Raw genomic sequence first — 20,751 nt, forward strand, 5'->3', positions numbered from 1 at the left:
ACCTTATAAGTCAATTCAAAGATCTAATATGTATAATTAAAATAAAAAAGATATATTTAATGGCTAACAATATTTACATAGCAAAACAACCTATTTTAAAGAAAGACGGAGATGTATTCGCATATGAACTTTTATATAGAGATTCAGAGGACACATCAAATATTAAAAACCGCAAACAAGCTACAGTTTCCGTACTTAGCTCTGTAATTAATAAGTTTGGAATAGATAACTTGCTTTCTAACCATAAAGCATTTGTCAAAGCTGATGAAGAGTTTATTATGCACAGTATTGTAAACACAATACCAAAGGAATATTTTATATTTTCCCTGCAGTTTGATGAAAAAGTAAGTCCAAAGGCGGTAAAAAAAGTTAAAAAACTTTATGAAGACGGTTATACATTTGCAATTAATGATGTTATTTTAGACAAGAATGTAATGGATAACTATAAAGACATTATGGAATATATAAGTTATGTAAAAGTTGATATAGATACTCCTGCAGATAATTACTCACTTTTAAATGACCTGGATATTGAGGTAATATCAACAAAAGTAGAAAACAGTGAAAAAGAAAAAACAGCTTTACAAAGAGATGTAGATTACCTTCAAGGTTATTTCTTTTGTAAGCCTGCAGTTAAAAAACAAGAGAAGTTTGATGCAGAGGTTGAAAATGTAATCAGACTTTGTAATAGGATTATGCAAGATTGTAGTGTGGATGACCTTGTAGACGAGTTTGAGAGAAGTCCTGTAGTTTCTATGCAGTTATTAAAGTTTATCAACTCAGGACTATTTCACTTTAGACAAAAACTTTCATCTATAAAACAAGTTCTAACATTGGTTGGAAAAACAAAACTGACACAATGGTTAATGCTTATGATATACTCAACACCAAGAGGAGAGGGCGTTTCAAATGAAGTTTTGTTTGAGAGGGTAAAGAGCCGGACTTATATTATGAATGAAATCGCTAAGATAATCGATCGCTCAATAGTTTCAAATGCTTACTTTGTAGGAGTTATATCTCTTATGGATGCTTTGTTTAGCATAAGTAAAAGAAGCTTAATGCAACAGTTGAATGTTGATAAAGAGATAAAAGATGCTATCTTAAAAAAAGATGGTATTTTAGGTGATATATATAGTTTTGTGTTAGCTTTAGAGAGTTTCAATACTGAAACTATTGATAATTTTATTGAAAAGTACAATATATCTAAAGAAGCATTAGAGCAGATAACTCTAAATGCATCTAAAGACTTAGGAAACATCGAGTAATCTGACAAAGTTTTTATAACTGTCCACAATTTGTTGGTTTTTTGCATTTTGAATGTAAAATTCTATCGCTTTTTTGCCAAGTCTTGGTATTTCATTTTTTACAGCCCAGCTGCTTACGGTTCCCTCAGGAACCTCTAGTATATTAGCTAGTGCTTTTTGAGTAATTCCAAGTTCTTGACATACATCTTTTACTACATTGCTTTTTTTCTTAATAACTTTATGTTTTGTATATATCGCTCTGTTTTGTGTGAATTCAGTATGATTTTCTTGTTCGAAATCATCTAAACCTATATCTGAGTTTTTAGATATCCATTCATATATATCATGTGAGTTAAGTAACCAGTCCCTAGAGTGTAAACCTACAATAACATGATCAACAAATTTTTCGGCATTTGCTTTTGCTATCTCTTTTGTACTGATCTGACGAAGTATTGCATATGCAAGTTGCAGTGAACCAGAACCTTTAACACCCCAGTCAAAACCATTTTTAGATTTTGGATATTCTTCAAATCTATTTGGTAGTTCAACCTCTCCATAAGTTACATACCTGCCGCCTAGCAGTGCTTTATGCCCTTTAAATACGTGATTACTACGTTTAATTGCCATTTTTTCCTCTTATATTTTAAAAGTATAGTGATTCTTTTTATGCTTATTTATGATCTTCTGATTTACAGACATTTTATATCGATAAAAAGCGTATATAGATATACTTAGCAATAATAATACCAATAACCAAACTATCATAGGAGAATTCCTTGAGTTTTAATGTATTCATAAATATCGACACTATAACATATAACATTAATTTATAGATATTTATCTATGAAATTTTGCTATCATTACAAAAATATTTACATGACAAAGGTATACAATGTCTTACACACAAAAACTTGAAGAACTTTTAACAAAGCAGGTTATTCCAGATATAGATGATGCATTAGATGAAATTTTTGAACAAATAGCAGATGAAAAAAATGCGAATGATGATCAAAAAGAAGAGATTGAGGAATTACGTGAATTTAAATCTGATTTAAAAGATCTGCTTGAAGATATAAAAAGCGGTGAAGTTGAAGATGATGAGTGTGAAGAGATCTACAATGATATCTTAGAAGCTCAGCAGGGTGCTGATGAAGAGGAATAAAATCCTCTTTATATTTTAGACACTATAAAATCTTCCATATCAGAGACAATCTCCTCTATGGCTCTTTCTCCATCTATAACTTCTAACATATTTTTATCTTTATAAAACTCTTGTATCTCTTTTAGAGGCTCTGTATAAACTCTCATACGGTTGTTAAATACTTCGTTATTATCATCAGCTCCACGTGCGCGACCAAGGACTCTATCGCGTGCTACTTCTTCGCTAACTTTAACTTCTATAACATTTATTAGCTCAACACCGTCTTCATTTTGAAGATATTGGTCAAGTGAATTCATCTGCTCAATACTTCTTGGATATCCATCAATTATTACAACATCTGTAGGCGCTTTTTTGATAGCACCTACAATAGTTTCTATAGCAATCTCAATCGGTACTATCTCACCTTTTGATATGAAAGAATCTATAAGTTTTCCTCTTTCACTACCGCTTGCAACTTCTGCACGGAACATGTCTCCTGCAGAATAGTGTGTTATTGGAGCATTTTTTTGTGCTATAAGTTCAGCATCGGTAGTTTTTCCACTACCTGGTGCTCCAATAATTAAAAAAAGTTTTTTCATTATTGTTTTGGCTCGCGAAGACGAATGTGAAGATCTCTCAGTTGTGTATTGTCTACTTCGCTTGGAGCTTGTGTTAGTACACAAGAAGCTTTTTGAGTTTTAGGGAATGCTATAACGTCACGGATACTTGATTTTTTAGAGATTAACATCATCATTCTATCAAATCCCATAGCAAAACCACCATGTGGAGGTGCACCGAATTTAAGTGCATCTAGTAAGAAACCAAACTTCTCTTGTGCTTCTTCCTCTTCAATACCTAAAAGTTTAAAGATCTCTTCTTGAACTTCTTCTTTATGGATACGGATAGAACCACCACCAAGTTCAACACCGTTTAGAACAATGTCATAAGCGATAGATTCGATCTCTTCAACATCTTCTTTATCAGTATCAAGTGGCTGTGTAAATGGGTGATGAAGTGCTTTAACACGTCCTTCTTCAACTTCAAACATAGGAAAGTCAACTACCCATACAAACTCATATTTATCTGGATCTACAAGATTCATTTTCTCATGTTCAGCTATAAAGTTTCTGAAACGTCCCATATAATCCCATACAAGTTTTTTCTCACCTGCACCGAAGAATACAACATCACCAACTTCCATACCTAATCTTTCTATAAGTAAGTTGATATCAGCTTCGCTGAAGAACTTAATTAATGGACCTTTAAGACCATCTTCTTTCATTTGGAAATAACCAAGACCGCTTGCTCCAAATTTTCTCACAAAGTCTTCGAAGCTTTTCATCTCTCTTTTTGAGAATACTAAATCAGCTCCAGGAACTTTAAGAGCTTTAATACGGTTTGTGTGTGGCTTAGCTGCTATTTTAGAGAAGATCTCATTGTCACATCTCTCAAATATATCGATAACGTCTACCATTTTTAGACCATATCTTAAATCAGGTTTGTCTGATCCGTACCATTCCATTGCATCTTTATATTTGATACGGTTAAATGGAGCTTTAACTTCAATATCACATGCACTGAATATACCCTCTAGTAAATCTTCTGCAACTTTGATTACGTCTTCTTGGTCACAAAAACTCATCTCAACGTCTATTTGAGTAAACTCCGGTTGACGATCAGCTCTTAGGTCTTCATCACGGAAACATTTAGCTATTTGGAAATATCTGTCAAATCCACCAACCATTAAAAGTTGTTTAAAAAGCTGTGGAGATTGAGGTAGAGCATAAAACTCTCCATTATGAACACGAGAAGGTACTAAGTAATCTCTTGCTCCCTCTGGAGTTGATTTTGTAAGAATTGGAGTTTCAACCTCTAAAAATCCATTTGCATCTAATACATTTCTAGCAGCAATTGCAGCTTTTGAACGTAGACGGAATGCTTCATACATTGCCGGGTCGCGAAGTTCTAAATATCTATACTTTAGTTTAACTTCTTCACCAACATTAGGATCACCTAGTGTAAACGGCATAGGCTTAGCTTTGTTTTCTATTTTAAGTTCAGTAACAACTATCTCAATAGCACCTGTTTTTAGTCTAGGGTTAACTAAACCTTCACCACGATGACGAACTTTACCTTTAGCGATTAATACGTATTCATCGCGAACCTTATCAGCAATTTCGTGAGCTTCTTTAGAATCTTCAGGATCACAAGTAAGTTGAATAAGACCTGTTTTATCCCTTAAGTCAATAAAAATAATACCACCGTGATCACGGTAGCTATTTGCCCAACCTGTCAGTGTAACTTCTTCACCAACGTTTGTTTCGTTTAAATCTGTACAATAATGAGTTCTCATATAAATAGAGTCCTATAAAAAATTTTCGCGATTATATCTAAACTTGGCTTATCTCAGGATAAGTCGTGTTATAACATTAATATGTCAATTTGCAATATTTTTACTATTTTAAATTTAAAAGTGTATAATTTGCTAAAATAAATTGAAAAAGAGCCGTTTTGAAAAATATAGATTTTAATAAAGTTGGTATTGTTTTAAGACCAGATAGTCCCCAGCTTAAAGGGGAGTTTTTAAAAGTACAAGAGACACTGAATAAATATAATATTGAGATATTTTTAGAAAAGAACAGTGCACAGATGATCTCACTTGAAGGCTTTGAATTTGACGAAATGTGTTCTAAAAGCGGTTTTTTAATTACTATCGGTGGTGATGGTACTCTGATCTCTACTGCTAGAAAATCTTTACAGTATGATATTCCAATATTGGGAATTCATGCCGGCAGACTAGGCTTTTTATCTGATGTAAGTATAGACGAATTTGACGGATTTTTTCAACAAATGAAAAATGGAAAGTTCAGAATAGATGAGAGAGCCGTACTTGAGACTACACTAAATAAAGGTGAAAAAGAGGAAAAAAGATACGCATTTAACGACGTAGTTTTAACCCGTTCTTCAGTTCCTCAAATGATCCATATTGAAACACTGGTTGATTCAAAACCGTTTAATACTTACTATGGCGATGGTGTTATAGTCTCTACTCCAACTGGATCTACAGCATATAACCTTTCAGCAGGAGGACCTGTTATGTTCCCTTTGACTAATGTTTTTGCATTAACACCTATATGTCCGCATTCATTAACTCAAAGACCTGTTGTACTGCCTGGGAAATACCCTATAGAGATGAAAACTTCTAGTGAGAAAGCTTTAGTTATATTTGACGGACAAGATATGGTGGAGTTGGGACTTGGTGAGAGTATAGATATAAAACTGGCTACTAAGATGGTAAGTTTAATTCATAAAGAAGATTTTAACTACTTTGAAATACTAAAAAATAAATTAAATTGGGGAGATTAAGATACCAATATGATTGAAAGATTTTTTTTAAAAGACTATTTGAGTTTTAAAGAGGTTGAATTAAGCTTATACGGTGGTCTAGTTGTTTTTACAGGTCCTAGTGGAAGCGGAAAATCTATACTTATAAATTCTATACTCTCATCACTTGGAAATAGCAGTTGTGAAGCAAATATATGCGAATCTTCTACTTCATGGGAATTTGACGCAGATGAATATGGATTAGAAAGCGATGACATAAATATTTTCAAGCATATAAAAAAAGAGAAATCAAGATATTTTATAAATAATCAAAGTGTCTCTAAAAAAGCTATGCAAGATATCTCATCTAATCATCTTAGACACTTAAGTTTAAAAGATTATTCAGATTTTGAAAATGAAAATCTAATCAATATTATAGATACAAGAATTGGAAAAAAATCAAATAAAATAAGTGATCTTAAAGATAGATATAAAGCATCTTTTTTAGAACACAAAAGACTAAAATTTGAACTTGATAAGATTGAAGAAGAAGAGAAAAAAATAGTTGAATTAAAAGAGTTTGCTAAGTTTGAGATAGAAAAAATAGAACAGGTAAATCCGAAAAAAGATGAAGATTTAGAACTTTTAGAGATTAAAAAAGAACTTTCTAAAAAAGAGAAAGTATTGGAGTCGTTATCTTACGCAAATGAGATATTTAACTCTGAACACAATGTCTTCTCAGCCTTAAATGCTTTAGATGTAGACAGTTCTTTCTTTAGTGATGCTATGAATGAACTAAGAGCCACACTAGATGGTGCTGAAGAGAAGTTTTCTGCCCTAGATGAAGTTGATGTTGAAGAAGTTTTAAATAGGTTAGAGGAATTAAGTGATCTAAAAAGAAGATACGGTTCTATAGAGGAAGCATTAGAGTATAAAGAAAATAAAAAAGCTGAACTTGAAAAATACGAAAATATTGAGATAACAAAAGATGAACTCCAAAAACAAGTTTCTATTTTAAACTCAGAAGTTAATACACTTGCAAATGAGTTGAGTGCTTTAAGAGAAAAAGAACTTCCTTTATTTGAAAAAGATTTAAACAGTTACTTAAAAGAGTTGTATTTAAGAGACTGTAGTGTTTCTATTAAAGAGATTCCAAACAGTGAATTTGGTAAAGATGAGATTGCTATTGTTCTTAACAATACGTCTTTAGATAAAATTAGTACAGGTGAGTTTAACAGACTTAGACTTGCTATACTAGCTATAAAATCTGAAAATATGGATAAAAACGGCGGTGTGTTGATGCTTGATGAGATAGATGCAAACCTAAGTGGTGAAGAGTCTATGAGTGTTGCAAAGGTTCTTAAAAAGCTCTCAAAACACTTTCAAATATTTGTAATATCGCATCAACCTCAATTAACTTCTATGGGTGATCAACACTTTTTAGTCAAAAAGATAGATGATGAATCAAAAGTAGTTGAATTGGATTTTGATAGCAGAATAGATGAGATAGCAAGAATCATTAGCGGAGATAAAATAACTCCTGAAGCTAAAAAGTTTGCAAGAGAGCTATTAGAGGGATAAAATGATAATTGATACACATATACACTTAGACGATTCACGCTATGATGATGACTTGGATGAAGTTCTAGATAGGGCAAAAAAAGGCGGAGTTGAGCGTTTTATAATACCTGGTGCTGATGCAGATACATTAGAGAAAGCAATTGCAATATCTGAAAAATATGATGATGTATATTTTGCAGTCGGAATACATCCGTACGATTTAGATGGCTTTGATGAGTTAGTATTTGATAAATATGTAAATCATAAAAAATGTGTAGCTATTGGTGAATGTGGGCTTGATTACTTTCGTTTAGAAGGAAGTGATGAAGAAAAACAAGCAGAAAAAGATAAGCAAAAAGAGATTTTTGTAAAACAGATAGAGATTGCAAAAAAGTACAAAAAACCACTAATTGTACATATACGTGATGCATCTGTGGATTCTAAAAATATTTTAATTGAAAATAATGCATCTGAAGTAGGTGGTGTTTTACACTGTTTCAATGCAGACGAACAGCTTCTTAGTTTAAGTGATAATGGTTTTTATTTTGGAATAGGAGGAGTGCTTACATTTAAGAATGCAAAAAAATTAGTAAATGTGTTACCAAAAATACCATATGAAAAATTAGTAATAGAGACAGATGGTCCATACCTTACTCCAACACCGCATAGAGGGGAGAGAAATGAACCTTTATATACGACCTTTGTTGCAAGTAAAATGGCTGAGTTGTTAGAGACGGATGTTGATGAAATTAAAAAAACTACCTCTAAGAATGCTTTAAAACTTTTTTTTAACTAATTTTAGATAAAATGTAACTTTTATTTTACATATAAAGTTACATAATTTGAAATATTTTTTATTATTAATCATACCGTTTACACTATTTGCTAACCTAAATTATGCTTTTAACCATAATGAAGAGGTTAAAATTTTAGACTCTTTTGATATAGATGCACCTTTTTTATTTGATAAAACACTTAATGAGATGCGCAATAGAAACAGCCAAATCTATAGAAGTAAACACTTCTTTCAAGCTATGGATGATGCTTATATCTATATTCCTGAGATTAAAAAAATTCTTTCACAGCATAACATTCCGGCAGAATTTTTATATTTGGCAATGGCTGAATCAAATTTTTCAAACCGTGCATATTCAAAAAAAAGAGCAGCAGGGTTATGGCAGTTTATGCCTCGTACAGGTAAATCCTTTGGTTTAAAAATAGATGAATACGTAGATGAGAGACGTGATCCAATTAAGTCTACAAAAGCCGCAGCTAAATATCTATCAAGTCTACATGAAAGATTTGGAAAATGGTACCTAGCAGCAATCGCTTATAACTGTGGTGGCGGCAGACTTAGTAAGGGAATTAAAGAAGCTAAAACGGATGATTTAAGTGTGCTTTTGAATCCAAAGAAAAAATATCTTCCTCGTGAGAGCAGGTTATATATTAGAAAAATTTTAGCTTTGGCACTTATTGGTTATGACGATAAGTTTTTATTGGAGAGTGAGTATGCACATCTTTTAAACCGTGCAAGTGCTTTTTCGATGTCTACAATTCAGCTGCCAAGCGGTGAGTCACTTAGAAGGTTTTCAAAAACGATAGACCTGCCTCTTGGAACATTAAAAAAACTAAACAGACATCTAAAATATGATTTCGTTCCGCCTTATAAAGAAGATTATGAAGTATATATTCCTTATGTTAAGTTAAGCGAGTTTAAACAAAAATACAAAAGAGATTCTGTAAAAAATATATATAAAGTACATGTTGTCTCAAATGGTGATAACCTTTCATATATAGGTAAAAAATACGGAGTACCTTATAAAGTGATAATGGATTTTAATAATCTAAAACATACACGCCTGAAGCTTAGACAGAAGCTTGTAATTCCTATTGATCTGACTTCAAAAACAACAAAAATAAAAACAAAACATTATTATTTAGTGAAAAAAGGCGATACACTAGAGTCTATATCTAAAGCTCATAGAGTAAGTATTCAAAATATTAAAAAACAAAATAAGCTGCGCGGTAGTTTAATAAAAGTAGGTGAAAGGTTAAAGCTATATGAATAAATTTTTTTATTTATTTCTAATATTTTTAACTCTTTTTTTTGCAGGCTGTAGTACTAGAGGTAAAGGTGTGTATAGAACATATTCCGAACCTAAAACTTACTCAAGTAATAGTTCAGCCCATTCACAGGTTATGGATAGAAAGTCATATTCTCATCCTACAATGAGACCATACGTTATTCGTGGAATAAAATATTATCCAAGTGTAGTAGCAGCAGGAGATAACTTTGACGGGATTGCTAGTTGGTATGGACCTGATTTTCACGGAAAGCTGACTTCAAACGGAGAAACTTATAATATGCATGATATGACTGCCGCTCATAAAACCTTTCCGATGAATACGATTGTAAAGGTTACAAATGTGGAAAATGGACAATCAACAGTTGTTAGAGTAAATGATAGAGGACCTTTTGTAGGTACTAGAATCATAGATCTTTCAAATGCTGCAGCACATAAGATAGACATGGTTAAAAAAGGTACGGCAAAAGTAAGGCTTGAAGTGCTTGGCTTCCAGGGTAAAGGGAGTACGAAAATTCATCCTACTCATAAACTTAAAAAAACTCCTCATGAATCGGATATAGCCGATTATGCTATTCAGATAGGTTCTTTTTCAAGATTTGAAGGTGCTTTGAGTACACAGCAAAAATATGATGGACAAGACGGATATAAAACAGTTATAAAAGATATAGACAACGGTAAAAGTAGGAGTTTTAAAGTATGGCTTCAAGGTTTTAGAAGCGAAAAAGAAGCAAGAGACTATAAAGCATCTTCAGAGTTTTATAGTTCATTTATTGTAAGGGATAATTAATGGTAACAAAAACAAGAAAAACAAAAGAGACAGATATTAGTGTATCACTAAATTTATACGGTGAAGGTAAAAACAATATTGATACAGGTGTAGGTTTTTTAGACCATATGCTTGAGAGTTTTTCAAAGCACTCTTTAATTGATCTAGATGTTAAATGTGTAGGCGATACGCATATAGATGATCACCACAGTGTTGAAGATGTTGGAATTGTTATCGGTTCACTTTTATCTGAGGTGCTGTATCCTGCAAAAGGTATAGAGAGATTTTCAAATTCGTCTGTTGTAATGGATGAAGCTTGTGTAGAATGTGATCTAGACCTTAGCAATAGACCTTTTTTAGTTTATGATCTCGATGTTTACGGTAAAATAGGAAATTTTGATGCAGAACTTGTTGAAGAGTTTTTTCGTGCATTTATTTTAAATGCTTCAGTTAGTGCACATATTATTCAAAAACGCGGTAAAAACAAACATCATATAATTGAGGCTGCATTTAAAGCCGTTGCAGTTGCCATTCGCAGAGCTACTGAAAAAAATGATAGAATCGGTATCCCTAGTACGAAAGATATGTTATGATAAAACTAATTGTGTTGGACGTAGACGGGTGTTTAACTGATGGAAAACTGACATATACATCAGATGGAATTGAAACCAAAGCTTTTAATGTAAAAGACGGTCTTGGAATAAAGTCTTGGATTAGTATTGGCAATTATGCTGCGATCATCACAGGTAAGACATCTGCTATGGTTGAAAAACGTGCAAATGAGCTTGGTATTACACACTTTTATCAGGGTATTAGAGATAAAGATAGGGTAATAAAAGAGGTGATAGAGGAACTTGGATTAAATAGACATGAAGTAGCAGTGATTGGTGATGATCTAAATGATTATAATATGCTTCGTCATGCCGGTAGAAGTTTTACTCCAAATGACGGGATGGATGATATTAAAGAGATAGTTGATACTGTTTTAACACGTAAAGGCGGTGATGGTGTCGTTCGTGAGATGATAGAAATACTGGTTAAAGACAACAACCAATATGATGAATATTTAGGGATTTGGGTGTGAATATAAATGTTTTTTTATCCATAGTCTTGGTTGGTTTATCGATGATATACTTTTTGTTTAAACCAATGAATTTAAAACAGACTGATGATAAAGAGATGCCCCAATTTAGCTTAGAAATTTTTACTTTGTATGAGTTAAATCAAAATGGTTTAATTACCAAGATGGACGGTGATGATGCCATTAGATATGACAATAGATATGTTGTAAATAATATTGATTATACTGATAACTCAAGAGAGTTTTTAGCAAATATGAAAGCTAAAAATGGTTTGTACAAAAATGATGTTGTTTATCTAAACGGTGATGTGAAATTATATAGAGATGATGGGCTTAGATTTTTTTCACAAAAACTTACATACAATAAAGCCAAGGATATAGCACATACAAACGTTAAATATGTAGCTTATATGGGAGAAAACTATATAACTGGAGACAAAGTAACGCTTAATAATAAAAAAAGCACTGTTAAATCAAAACAAATATATGCCGTATATAATTTAGAAGAAAAGAAGAAGAAATAATGAAATATGTTTTAATATTACTAGTAATAAGTATATCTATATGTGCAAATGAGTTAAAAATAAAAGCCAACTCATTCGAAGCAGATCAGAAAAAAGGCATCTCAGTTTTCAGCGGAGATGTTAATATAATTAAAGAAAACGATGAGATCAATGCATCTAAAATAACTGTTTTTACAGATTCTGAAAATAAACCGACCAAGTATATAGCTAAAGGTGATGTGACTTTTAATATTACAACCCAAGAGGGTGCTAAATACAGTGGTAAGTCACAAAAAGTTATATATGTTCCTTTAACTAAAGAATACTATTTTTATGATGATGTTCATATAAGACAAATTGGTGAAAAAAATGAAATTATAGGTGATGAAGTTGTTATAAAAACGGTTGAGGGTAAGGCAAATGCTAAAAGTAATACCAATAAACCTGTTATAATGATCTTTGATGTTGAAGAGAAAAAAGATGACAATGAGACAAAACAAGGAAATAAGAAATGATAGAAATTGTTGATTCAAAATTTGTTATTTCTGCACCTGATATAAAAGGTGCGCCTGAATCGGATGTTCAAGACGAAATTGTTTTTATGGCACGCTCAAACGTTGGTAAAAGTTCTTTATTAAATGCACTAACTAATCACAAAGGATTGGCTAAAGTTTCTTCATCTCCTGGTAAAACAAGATTGATAAACTATTTCGATGTTACTTTTATGGATAGGGATACAGATGAGAAAAGATTTGCTAAGTTTGTAGATCTACCGGGTTTTGGATATGCTAAAGTATCTAAAAGTATTAAAAGTGATTGGGAGAAGAACTTAACTGACTATATAGCAAAACGTTTAAATATTAAAGTTTTTATCCATTTGATTGACTGTAGACACCCACATTTAGATATTGATAAGTCTGTTAGCGAGTTTTTAGTTGAGAATTCAAATGAGAGTCAGTATATACTTCAGATCTTTACAAAGATAGATAAGCTAAACCAAAAAGAGCAAAACAAACTAAGACGTGAATTCCCAAATGCAATTATGGTCTCAAGTGCCAAAAAAAGAGGTATGCAAAAGGTTAACAACATTTTATATAAGATTCTTGGAGACTTGACAGACAATGATTGAATATAAAAAAGCAAAACTTGGCGATATAGCTGCAATGCAAAACCTAGTTGCACCTGAAGTTGAATCAGGGATAATATTAGATAGAACAGATGATGAAATAGCTACAAATATACGCTCTTATACACTTGTTTTAGATGATGATCAGCTAGTTGGTTTTTGTGCACTTCATATACACTCTCCATCACTGGCAGAGATTCGCTCTTTAATTATAAAAGAAGGCTATAGAGGTAAAAATATAGGAAGTGGTTTAATAAACAAAGTATTAGATGAAGGTGTAGAATTAGGTCTGCAAAAAGTTCTTAGTTTAACGTATAGAAAAGAGTTTTTTGAAAAGTTGGGTTTTGTTGAAATTCCAAAAGAGTCATTGCCTGAACATAAAATTTGGGCAGATTGTATAAAGTGTAAACATTTTCCGGTATGCAACGAAGTATCTCTAATCAAAAATCTTTAACACCTTTTTTATATGTAGCATTGTTTGTGCTTTATGAAGGTCTTAGTAGTATATACCTGTTCCTTCCTCCATTACTTGGTGTATTGTTTTTTTTATTTTTAGAAGCTTTCAAAAAAGAGAACCTGCTAAGTATAGTTTTGGTGGTTTTTTCAATACTTGTTTATGAGAGTGAGAAAGGGTATCTTTTATTTTCTACAGTGATCTATTTTGCACTTGTTTTAAAGTTTATACTTCCGAAAATTGAGCAAAATTTTAACTGTAAAGTATGTACTAAAGTTTCTATAATTTTACTTGCGTATATAGGTTTTTATTTTTTCACGTCAATACTTTCAAGTATTTTTTTATTACCTATGCCTTCTATTAGTTATTATGTAATTTACTATATAGTTATTGAGTTTTTAATTGTGAGTATTTTATGAAAATTAAATTTATACTTAGTGTATTTTTTCTACTTTGGATAACACTGATAGTTAGAGTATTCATGCTTGCAGTTGAATCCCATTCTTATTATGACAAACTATCACAAAGTAATACAATAAAGACTGAAAAATTAGCACCGGTTAGAGGCGAGATTTCAGATAATAAAAATCGACCAATAGCTATTAATAAACTTGGATTTAAAGTACAGCTGAAACCGCATCTAACTTTAAAAAAGAACGCAGATATATATGAAGAGGAATTAGATAATTTAGTATCTTTACTTCCAAGTTTAGATAAAGAAGAGATAAAAAAAATATATAAAAAACAGGACTCTTATTATAATCACGATTTTATAGACGTAGTAGACTTTATTTCATACAATGAGATGATGCCTGTATATACAAAGCTAAATCTAAGAGAAAATGTTAAAATTGTTTCAGCGCCAAAAAGGTTTTATCCATATGGAAATATAGCTGCTCATTCAATAGGATACGTTTCCCGTGCTAATTCCAAAGATATACAAGATGATGATCTTTTAAAGCTTATTGGGTATGTAGGAAAGAGTGGTATTGAAAGGTACTACAACACTTACCTTCAAGGTGAATCAGGAAGTAAAACTGTAAAAGTAAACGCTAATAACCAAGTTATACAGCAGATCTCATATGAAAAAGCACAAGAGGATAGAAAACTCACTCTAAATATAGATATAGAACTCCAAAAATATATATCTTCTATGTTTCATAATAAAGCAGGTGCTGTAGTAGTTATGGATGTAGAGGGAAGGGTGCTTAGTGCAAGTAGCTTTCCAGAATACGATCTGAATACTTTTGTAAACGGTGTATCCCATAAGATGTGGAAAAAGTTATCGACTAGTTTAGATAAGCCATTTACTAATAAAATTACACATGGTTTATACCCTCCAGGTTCAACTATAAAGACAGGTCTTGGACTTGTATATATTACAAATGATATAAGTCCATATTGGACAGTTGATTGTCGCGCTTCAATGCCGCTTGGAAAAAGGGTTTTTAGATGTTGGAAACAAGCTGGGCACAGAACAACAGGGATTAAAAAAGCTATTCGTGAGAGTTGTGATGATTATTTTTATAAAGGTAGTTTGCTTGTCGGCATAAAAAAGATGAGTGATGGATTAAAAAGATATGGTTTAGGTAAAAAAACCGGTATTGACCTTCCAAATGAATTTATCGGCACGGTTCCTTCACGTGAGTGGAAAAGAAAAAAATTTAATCGTCCTTGGTACATAGGTGAAACTGTAAATACATCGATTGGGCAGGGTGACTTTCTGGTTACTCCAATTCAAATGGCTCAGTTTACTGCACTTATGGCTACATCAAAACTTCCAACACCTTTTGTAGCTAAAAAAGTAGGTAATCATGAGATAAAACCTATTATACAAGATATTTTAAATGAAGATGAATTAAAGAAGCTTCCTATAATTCAAAGAGCAATGTATGAGGTTTGTAACTATCCAAAAGGTACTGCTACTCAGTATTTAAGCTCAAAAATTAAGATTGCAGGGAAAACAGGTACAGCACAGGTTGTAGGTATTTTACAAGATATTGAGGAAAGAGAGCTTGAACATGAAATGGAATACTATACGCGTTCACATGCTTGGTTTACAACATATGGACCGTATAAAGATCCACAATATGTAGTTATGGTTATGGTTGAACACGGTGGTCATGGTGGTGCAGCTGCCGGTAAAATCGTGTCAAATATTTACAATAAACTTCTAGAGATGGGATATATAAAAAGATAAAATACAGTTGCTTATGCAACTGCATTCTGAATAAATAAAGCAAGGATTGTAAGTAAGAAAATACCGCCTGCTTTATTGTATAGTTTATTAGCAATTATGAACAGTAGTGTTAATGATGCACCAAGCATGATAAACATATCGTATTGGTTTGCTACAAGGTCCACACTTAGAGGTGCAACAAGTGATGCAGCTCCTAGTACCATAGAGAAATTGGCAACATTTGATCCTATAATGTTTCCTATACTCATCTCTGCAGAACCTTTTTTAAGTGCAACTAGTGATACTACAAGTTCCGGTAAACTAGTTCCAAGTGAGATTAAAAATATACCGATTATCCATTCACTTATACCAAAATCTCTAGCTATATTTGCACCGCTATCAATAACAAAGTTTGCGCCGCCTATTGTTAATGTGAATCCAAGAACTAAAAGAACTATGGTTTTTGCCCAATTGAATTTATCTTTTAAATCCTTATCAATTTCGCCTTCTAAATCATCTTTTGAGGACATAAACAAAAAGATAAGATATGAAACCATTACAAGCAGGTAAAGAATTCCGTCAACTCTACCTATTTCACCGTCTTGTGACATTAAAAAGAAAATTATTACAGGAACAATAACCCATGCACTGTCTTTTGCAAACAGATCACGAGAAGTTGACATATTTTTTGCTAAAATAAAAACAGCTCCAAGAACTAGGGTTATATTAAATATTACACTACCGACAACATTTGCGACTGCCATATCACTTTTATTAACACTTGAAGCCATCATAGAGGCTGCCATCTCAGGCAGACTAGTTCCAAAAGCAACAAGTGTCGCACCGATTACGAAGTGAGATATATTAAAATGAAGAGCAATTCTTTCTGATTCTTTTATTATAAAATCAGCACCGTATATTAAAGATGCCATAGCAACTATAAATATTATAAAATCCAATTATTATCCTTGAGTACGTATTATTAAGCTTTGAGGCAGGTTGAATTGATTAATTAACTCTTCCTCTTTTAATCTCATCTCACCATTGTCTACTTCATGGTCATAGCCTAAAAGATGTAAGAGTCCGTGTATGAATAGCAATGCTAATTCATCATCTTCACTATGACCAAGCTCCTTTGCTTTGTCAATAACATGAGAGTCTGAAATAACTATACTTCCAAGCAGTGCCATTGGCATTTCCTCGTAAGGAAAACTAAGTACATCAGTACTTTTGTCAATTCCACGGTATTGTTTGTTTATCTCTTGTATTTCAATGTCATTTGTGATTATGAGTTCAATGTGTTTGTCTGTCATTGATGAAGCTATTTGACTTAAAAAATCTTCATCAATATTTAAGGAGGTATTATTTTCTAATTCAATCATAAAAAGAATTATATCAAATACGGAAGAAAAATCCTATCCTAGAAGATTTACGTTATTACCCATTCCTGTTTTTTGAGCATTTATTTGTTGAGTTTGTTTAGATTGTTCATCTAAACCTTCTAAAATTTTTAAAACTTGTTGAGATTGAACCTCTGTAGCTTTTTGCATTGGACTTTTACCTTCTTGTTGAGCCGGTGCATTTGTTGATGATGAAACTTGCATAACATATCCTTTTATATTCTATATTTTTAAATTATATATACAGTTTTATTTAAAGTAGATTAAAAATATATGTTAAAATTCTTTTATGAAAAATATTAAAAGTAAAAAAGCTGTATGTGTTATGAGTGGCGGTATGGACTCCACTTTGAGCGCATACATTAAAAAAAGTGAAGGCTATGAGATAATCGCTGTTCATTTCAATTATGATCAAAGAACTCAAAAAAAAGAGTTGGAATGTTTTCATAAAATATGCAATAAACTAGATGTAAAAGAAAAATATATACTTGATTTAGATTTTTTCAAACAACTAGGTGCTTCGGCACTGACAGATAAAAGTATACAAGTACCTACATCTGGACTTGAAGACGGAGTACCCGTTACATACGTACCATTTAGAAACGGTATATTTTTAAGTATGGCGGCGGCAATAGCTGAAAAAGAGGGTGCTGGCGTTATAAGTATTGGTGTAGTTGAAGAAGACAGCAGCGGTTATCCTGATTGCAGATTTGATTATATAAAAAGTATGCAAGAAAGCATTAATCTTGGAACTAAAGATGAGACAAATATAACGATTGATATGCCTTTGGTTAAGCTCAAGAAATCTCAAATAGTTCAAAAAGCGCTAGAACTCAATGTGCCTTTAGAATTAACATGGAGCTGTTACCAGGATGAAGATAAAGCTTGTGGCGTTTGTGACAGTTGTAGATTGAGACTACGAGGTTTTGAACTTGCAGGAGTAAATGATCCAATCCCGTACAAATAAAATAAACCATAACGGTTTTGAAATTACACATATTTGCAAACCAAGACTAAAGAATAGTTATATAAGTGTGTCAAAAGATGGTGTACTGTTAAAAACACCACGAGTTTCGGATTCTTATATAAAAAAATTACTTTTGGAAAAAGAGCAGTGGATTCACAAAAAGTTAATTGAGCTTAAAAGCAGAATCTATGTGGATAAAACTTTGTCAGATGAAACAATAGCGAAAGAGTATCTAAAAAGCAGGGTAGAGTATTATTCAAAACTAATGGGATTAAAGTATTCGTCACTAAAGTTTAGAAAGATGAAAAGACGTTGGGGAAGTTGCAGTTCAAATAGAATTATTACTTTAAATACATATTTGTACAATACCCCGCAAGAACAAATTGATTATGTAGTGATTCATGAGTTGGCTCATTTAGTGCATATGAACCACTCTAAAGAGTTTCACAGACTGGTTGATAAGTATATGCCTCTATCTAAAGATTTAAAATCTATTCAGAGTCAATTCTACTTATTGCAGTAAGTCTAAAGTAGTTTTGTTTATATCTGCTAGAAGGTGACCACATCATCCAGCCGTTTGTATCATGCTCTTCAGATGCACGAATTTGAGCTTCAATATCTTTTTTAACATAAAAACGTTTCTCTTGAGTATAGTCTTTAAAATGTTGAAGCCATGGTCTAAGTCTTAGCGGATTGATCTGATCAACAACATTGTTTATACTTTCATATATAACTTTATGCGGATAATCAGCTGGGTTTTTTACATTAAAATAACTCGAACTAAACCCTGAAGGGTAGAGCATCGGACAAATATAGTCAGCATATTTTGATAGCCCTTTAATAGTTTGACCTATACCGGTGTCTGTTTCATTCCAGCAAATTAATCCATAAGTATCCACAGAGACAAAAACTCCATATCTTCTAAGCTCATTTTGTGCTAAAGATAAAAACTCTTCAATAGCTTTAATACGGTTTTGCTCAGTGTTTTCTTTTGAGAAAACAAGCCCACGTCTTGCAGGAAATCGTATAAAGTCAAAGTTGATCTCATCAAAACCTACCTTAGCAGCATCTTTAGCAATCTCAATAGTATAGATATGACTTCTTTTATCATAAGGATCAACCCACGCTATACCGTCAAAGTTTCTCCAGACTTCACCGTTTTTAGTTTTAATTGCATAGTCAGGATTATTTTTAGCTTGAAGATCATCTTTAAAAGTTGATAATCTTGCTATCGTATATATATTTTTTGATTTAAGAACACTCATAAACTCATCTATATCTTTTATGCTTCTTTGAAACCATGCTCCATAAGAGTTTGCTTTGTCATATGATGTTTTGTATGAAGTAAGTCCTTCAGCACTTTTTATATCAACTACAACAGAATTTATCTCTGTTTCATCTATGATTTTTAAGATTCTGGCAAATGTTTTAGAATCAATTTTTGCTCCCCAAAAATTCAGATAGAGTGCTTTTACCTTGATTGGTGTCAGTTCAATTGTTTTTGAAAGTTCTGAGAGTTTAAATTTTTTTGGTTTGTATCCGTAGGCTTTGATGAAAGCGACCTCTTCGTTACTATCAAGTACAAAGTGACCGAATATATGAGAATGTATAGTTTGGTTGGAGTCGCTTATTTTTGCATCTATTATCGGTTCTTTTGTAACAGAGTCAACAATTTTCCCCTTAAAAGATATAGCAAATATGTTAGAAATAATTAAAAAAGTTAAAAATAATATCTTCAAAATAGTGTTCCACGAAAAAAATCCTGGAATTGTACCTAAAAATCAATCATCTTTCGTTAATAAAATACCCTAAACTTACTTTACTCCACTCTTTGGATAAGTTTAAATATTTTTCAATTGAATTTTGTACAATCTCAAAATCTTTATTTTTTGAGCTAAGCTCCTCTAAAACAACTTTCAGAGACTCTTTACCCTTTGTAATAACATCGTCAGGATATTTAGATAGTTTAATGTCCATAGAACGCAGTTTCTCAAGTGCTAAGATGTTTTTGGCATGAAATTCGTGTGTCATATTTGAATTAAGTTCACTCGAAGCTACTTCGATCATAGCTTGGTGTTCATCTGCAAGTTTGTCAAAACTTTTTTTATTAAATGTTAGCTCTAGTATTGAGCCTGGTTCGTGCCAGCCAGAATAATAATACGGTGCTACTTTGTAAAAGCCCATTTTGATATCTAGTGCAGGTCCAACCCATTCGGTTGCATCTATTACACCGCGTTCCAAAGAGGTATATATTTCACCCGCAGGCAGAAGTATAGGGTTAACTCCCATTTTTGCAAAAACTTCCCCTCCAAGACCAGGTATTCTCATTTTAAGACCGTTCATATCTTCTAAAGAATTTATCGGTTTTCTAAACCATCCACCCATTTGAATATTTGTATTTCCGCCTAAAAAAGGGTGTAGATTGTATTTTGCATACTGTTCACGCCATAGTTCAAGTCCTCCGCCATAAAGCATCCATGAATTGATCTCTTCAGCAGTAAAGCCAAACGGTATACCGCTAAAAAGTGAAAATGCAGAGTTCTTACCTTTCCAATAATAAGGTCCTGAATGAAAGGCATCGATCTGACCGCTTGAAGCTGCATCAAAAACAGCTAATGCAGGAACTAGTGTATTTTTTGCATATATTTTTATTTCTAAACTGCCACCGCTTATTTGTTTAATTCTTGAAGCAAAATTATCAACACCTGTTCCCATTATTGGAAAGTGAGCAGGCCAGCTTGTTGCGAGTTTTAACGTAGTCTTCTTATTTCTATTGATATTTACGCGCTTATTGTCTTCAGTGGTGTTTTTAGGGTGTTTTGAGTAGTCTATTGCCTGTCTGTTGTTCTCATTACAACCTGTTATTGCGATTGAAGCTGCTCCAATGCCGGCTGTAGTCAAAAAATTTCTTCTATCCAT

General features: G+C 32.4%; 25 protein-coding genes. 17 read left to right on the forward strand and 8 right to left on the reverse strand.

Annotated features, from left to right (window positions below):
- Positions 1 to 59 precede the first annotated feature (59 nt).
- Positions 60 to 1,265, forward strand: a complete 1,206-nt coding sequence (locus ABZA65_RS04145) for an EAL and HDOD domain-containing protein (protein WP_373070908.1) — start codon at positions 60 to 62, stop codon at positions 1,263 to 1,265.
- Here the strand turns inward: ABZA65_RS04145 and ABZA65_RS04150 are convergent.
- On the reverse strand, positions 1,248 to 1,871 hold the full coding sequence (locus ABZA65_RS04150; RefSeq protein ID WP_373070910.1) for a DUF6166 domain-containing protein: 624 nt from the start codon (positions 1,869 to 1,871) through the stop codon (positions 1,248 to 1,250). The two genes, ABZA65_RS04145 and ABZA65_RS04150, sit on opposite strands and share 18 nt — an antisense overlap.
- A 265-nt stretch (positions 1,872 to 2,136) precedes the next feature.
- Between ABZA65_RS04150 and ABZA65_RS04155 the strand changes: the two genes are divergently transcribed.
- Positions 2,137 to 2,406 carry a hypothetical protein gene (locus ABZA65_RS04155; protein WP_373070912.1) on the forward strand — a complete coding sequence of 90 codons (270 nt, stop codon included), beginning with the start codon at positions 2,137 to 2,139 and terminating at the stop codon, positions 2,404 to 2,406.
- 8 nt (positions 2,407 to 2,414) lie between these two features.
- Here the strand turns inward: ABZA65_RS04155 and ABZA65_RS04160 are convergent, their stop codons facing one another.
- Together ABZA65_RS04160 and aspS are read right to left on the reverse strand one after the other, a co-directional pair.
- Positions 2,415 to 2,984 (reverse strand): adenylate kinase, encoded by a 570-nt coding sequence (locus ABZA65_RS04160; RefSeq protein WP_373070914.1) that lies wholly within the window; start codon positions 2,982 to 2,984, stop codon positions 2,415 to 2,417.
- Positions 2,984 to 4,738 carry an aspartate--tRNA ligase gene (aspS, locus tag ABZA65_RS04165; protein WP_373070916.1) on the reverse strand — a complete coding sequence of 585 codons (1,755 nt, stop codon included), beginning with the start codon at positions 4,736 to 4,738 and terminating at the stop codon, positions 2,984 to 2,986. Before aspS ends, ABZA65_RS04160 begins: the two co-directional genes overlap by 1 nt.
- A gap of 158 nt (positions 4,739 to 4,896) precedes the next feature.
- Here aspS and ABZA65_RS04170 point away from each other — a divergent pair, with 158 nt between their 5' ends.
- The 13 genes from ABZA65_RS04170 to mrdA are packed head-to-tail and all read left to right on the forward strand — an operon-like array spanning position 4,897 to position 15,486.
- A complete protein-coding gene (locus tag ABZA65_RS04170) occupies positions 4,897 to 5,751 on the forward strand; it encodes an NAD(+)/NADH kinase (protein WP_373070918.1) in 855 nt (284 codons plus the stop codon).
- A 9-nt stretch (positions 5,752 to 5,760) separates the two neighbouring features.
- On the forward strand, positions 5,761 to 7,290 hold the full coding sequence (locus ABZA65_RS04175; protein WP_373070920.1) for an AAA family ATPase: 1,530 nt from the start codon (positions 5,761 to 5,763) through the stop codon (positions 7,288 to 7,290).
- A gap of 1 nt (position 7,291) precedes the next feature.
- On the forward strand, positions 7,292 to 8,065 hold the full coding sequence (locus ABZA65_RS04180) for a TatD family hydrolase (protein ID WP_373070922.1): 774 nt from the start codon (positions 7,292 to 7,294) through the stop codon (positions 8,063 to 8,065).
- A 46-nt stretch (positions 8,066 to 8,111) separates the two neighbouring features.
- Entirely contained in the window at positions 8,112 to 9,338 is a 1,227-nt protein-coding gene (locus tag ABZA65_RS04185; protein ID WP_373070924.1) for a transglycosylase SLT domain-containing protein, read from the forward strand.
- Positions 9,331 to 10,143, forward strand: a complete 813-nt coding sequence (locus tag ABZA65_RS04190) for a septal ring lytic transglycosylase RlpA family protein (protein WP_373070926.1) — start codon at positions 9,331 to 9,333, stop codon at positions 10,141 to 10,143. The genes ABZA65_RS04185 and ABZA65_RS04190 overlap by 8 nt, the downstream gene beginning before the upstream one ends.
- Complete coding sequence (gene hisB / locus ABZA65_RS04195; RefSeq protein ID WP_373070928.1) at positions 10,143 to 10,715, forward strand: imidazoleglycerol-phosphate dehydratase HisB; 573 nt, start codon at positions 10,143 to 10,145, stop codon at positions 10,713 to 10,715. The genes ABZA65_RS04190 and hisB overlap by 1 nt, the downstream gene beginning before the upstream one ends.
- Positions 10,712 to 11,206 carry a KdsC family phosphatase gene (locus ABZA65_RS04200; protein ID WP_373070930.1) on the forward strand — a complete coding sequence of 165 codons (495 nt, stop codon included), beginning with the start codon at positions 10,712 to 10,714 and terminating at the stop codon, positions 11,204 to 11,206. The genes hisB and ABZA65_RS04200 overlap by 4 nt, the downstream gene beginning before the upstream one ends.
- On the forward strand, positions 11,203 to 11,727 hold the full coding sequence (gene lptC / locus ABZA65_RS04205) for an LPS export ABC transporter periplasmic protein LptC (RefSeq protein WP_373070932.1): 525 nt from the start codon (positions 11,203 to 11,205) through the stop codon (positions 11,725 to 11,727). The genes ABZA65_RS04200 and lptC overlap by 4 nt, the downstream gene beginning before the upstream one ends.
- Positions 11,727 to 12,221 carry a lipopolysaccharide transport periplasmic protein LptA gene (lptA, locus tag ABZA65_RS04210; RefSeq protein WP_373070934.1) on the forward strand — a complete coding sequence of 165 codons (495 nt, stop codon included), beginning with the start codon at positions 11,727 to 11,729 and terminating at the stop codon, positions 12,219 to 12,221. Before lptC ends, lptA begins: the two co-directional genes overlap by 1 nt.
- Positions 12,218 to 12,835 carry a ribosome biogenesis GTP-binding protein YihA/YsxC gene (yihA, locus tag ABZA65_RS04215; RefSeq protein WP_373070936.1) on the forward strand — a complete coding sequence of 206 codons (618 nt, stop codon included), beginning with the start codon at positions 12,218 to 12,220 and terminating at the stop codon, positions 12,833 to 12,835. Before lptA ends, yihA begins: the two co-directional genes overlap by 4 nt.
- Complete coding sequence (locus ABZA65_RS04220; RefSeq protein WP_373070938.1) at positions 12,828 to 13,286, forward strand: N-acetyltransferase; 459 nt, start codon at positions 12,828 to 12,830, stop codon at positions 13,284 to 13,286. Before yihA ends, ABZA65_RS04220 begins: the two co-directional genes overlap by 8 nt.
- Positions 13,253 to 13,705, forward strand: coding sequence for a hypothetical protein (locus ABZA65_RS04225; RefSeq protein WP_373070940.1), 453 nt, complete (start codon positions 13,253 to 13,255; stop codon positions 13,703 to 13,705). The genes ABZA65_RS04220 and ABZA65_RS04225 overlap by 34 nt, the downstream gene beginning before the upstream one ends.
- Positions 13,702 to 15,486, forward strand: a complete 1,785-nt coding sequence (mrdA, locus tag ABZA65_RS04230; protein ID WP_373070942.1) for a penicillin-binding protein 2 — start codon at positions 13,702 to 13,704, stop codon at positions 15,484 to 15,486. Before ABZA65_RS04225 ends, mrdA begins: the two co-directional genes overlap by 4 nt.
- An 11-nt stretch (positions 15,487 to 15,497) precedes the next feature.
- Here mrdA and ABZA65_RS04235 read toward each other — a convergent pair whose 3' ends face one another.
- The 3 genes from ABZA65_RS04235 to ABZA65_RS04245 are packed head-to-tail and all read right to left on the reverse strand — an operon-like array spanning position 15,498 to position 17,069.
- Entirely contained in the window at positions 15,498 to 16,424 is a 927-nt protein-coding gene (locus ABZA65_RS04235; protein WP_373070944.1) for a calcium/sodium antiporter, read from the reverse strand.
- Positions 16,425 to 16,427: 3 nt separating this feature from the next.
- On the reverse strand, positions 16,428 to 16,847 hold the full coding sequence (ybeY, locus tag ABZA65_RS04240) for an rRNA maturation RNase YbeY (RefSeq protein WP_373070946.1): 420 nt from the start codon (positions 16,845 to 16,847) through the stop codon (positions 16,428 to 16,430).
- Between the two features lie 33 nt (positions 16,848 to 16,880).
- Positions 16,881 to 17,069 carry a hypothetical protein gene (locus tag ABZA65_RS04245; protein ID WP_373070948.1) on the reverse strand — a complete coding sequence of 63 codons (189 nt, stop codon included), beginning with the start codon at positions 17,067 to 17,069 and terminating at the stop codon, positions 16,881 to 16,883.
- 85 nt (positions 17,070 to 17,154) lie between these two features.
- Between ABZA65_RS04245 and queC the strand changes: the two genes are divergently transcribed.
- The gene (queC, locus tag ABZA65_RS04250) at positions 17,155 to 17,832 is read left to right on the forward strand and encodes a 7-cyano-7-deazaguanine synthase QueC (RefSeq protein ID WP_373070950.1); all 678 of its coding nucleotides are present in this window, start codon (positions 17,155 to 17,157) and stop codon (positions 17,830 to 17,832) included.
- Positions 17,810 to 18,355 carry a M48 family metallopeptidase gene (locus tag ABZA65_RS04255; RefSeq protein ID WP_373070952.1) on the forward strand — a complete coding sequence of 182 codons (546 nt, stop codon included), beginning with the start codon at positions 17,810 to 17,812 and terminating at the stop codon, positions 18,353 to 18,355. Before queC ends, ABZA65_RS04255 begins: the two co-directional genes overlap by 23 nt.
- On the opposite strand, the gene ABZA65_RS04260 is transcribed toward ABZA65_RS04255, so the two are convergent.
- Both ABZA65_RS04260 and ABZA65_RS04265 read right to left on the reverse strand, forming a co-directional pair.
- Complete coding sequence (locus ABZA65_RS04260) at positions 18,324 to 19,571, reverse strand: putative glycoside hydrolase (protein ID WP_373070954.1); 1,248 nt, start codon at positions 19,569 to 19,571, stop codon at positions 18,324 to 18,326. The genes ABZA65_RS04255 and ABZA65_RS04260 overlap by 32 nt on opposite strands.
- 46 nt (positions 19,572 to 19,617) lie before the next feature.
- Positions 19,618 to 20,751, reverse strand: coding sequence for a TRAP transporter substrate-binding protein (locus ABZA65_RS04265; RefSeq protein WP_373070956.1), 1,134 nt, complete (start codon positions 20,749 to 20,751; stop codon positions 19,618 to 19,620).

Origin of the sequence: Sulfurimonas sp. (assembly GCF_041583195.1) — a bacterium.
Taxonomy (GTDB): Bacteria; Campylobacterota; Campylobacteria; order Campylobacterales; family Sulfurimonadaceae; genus Sulfurimonas.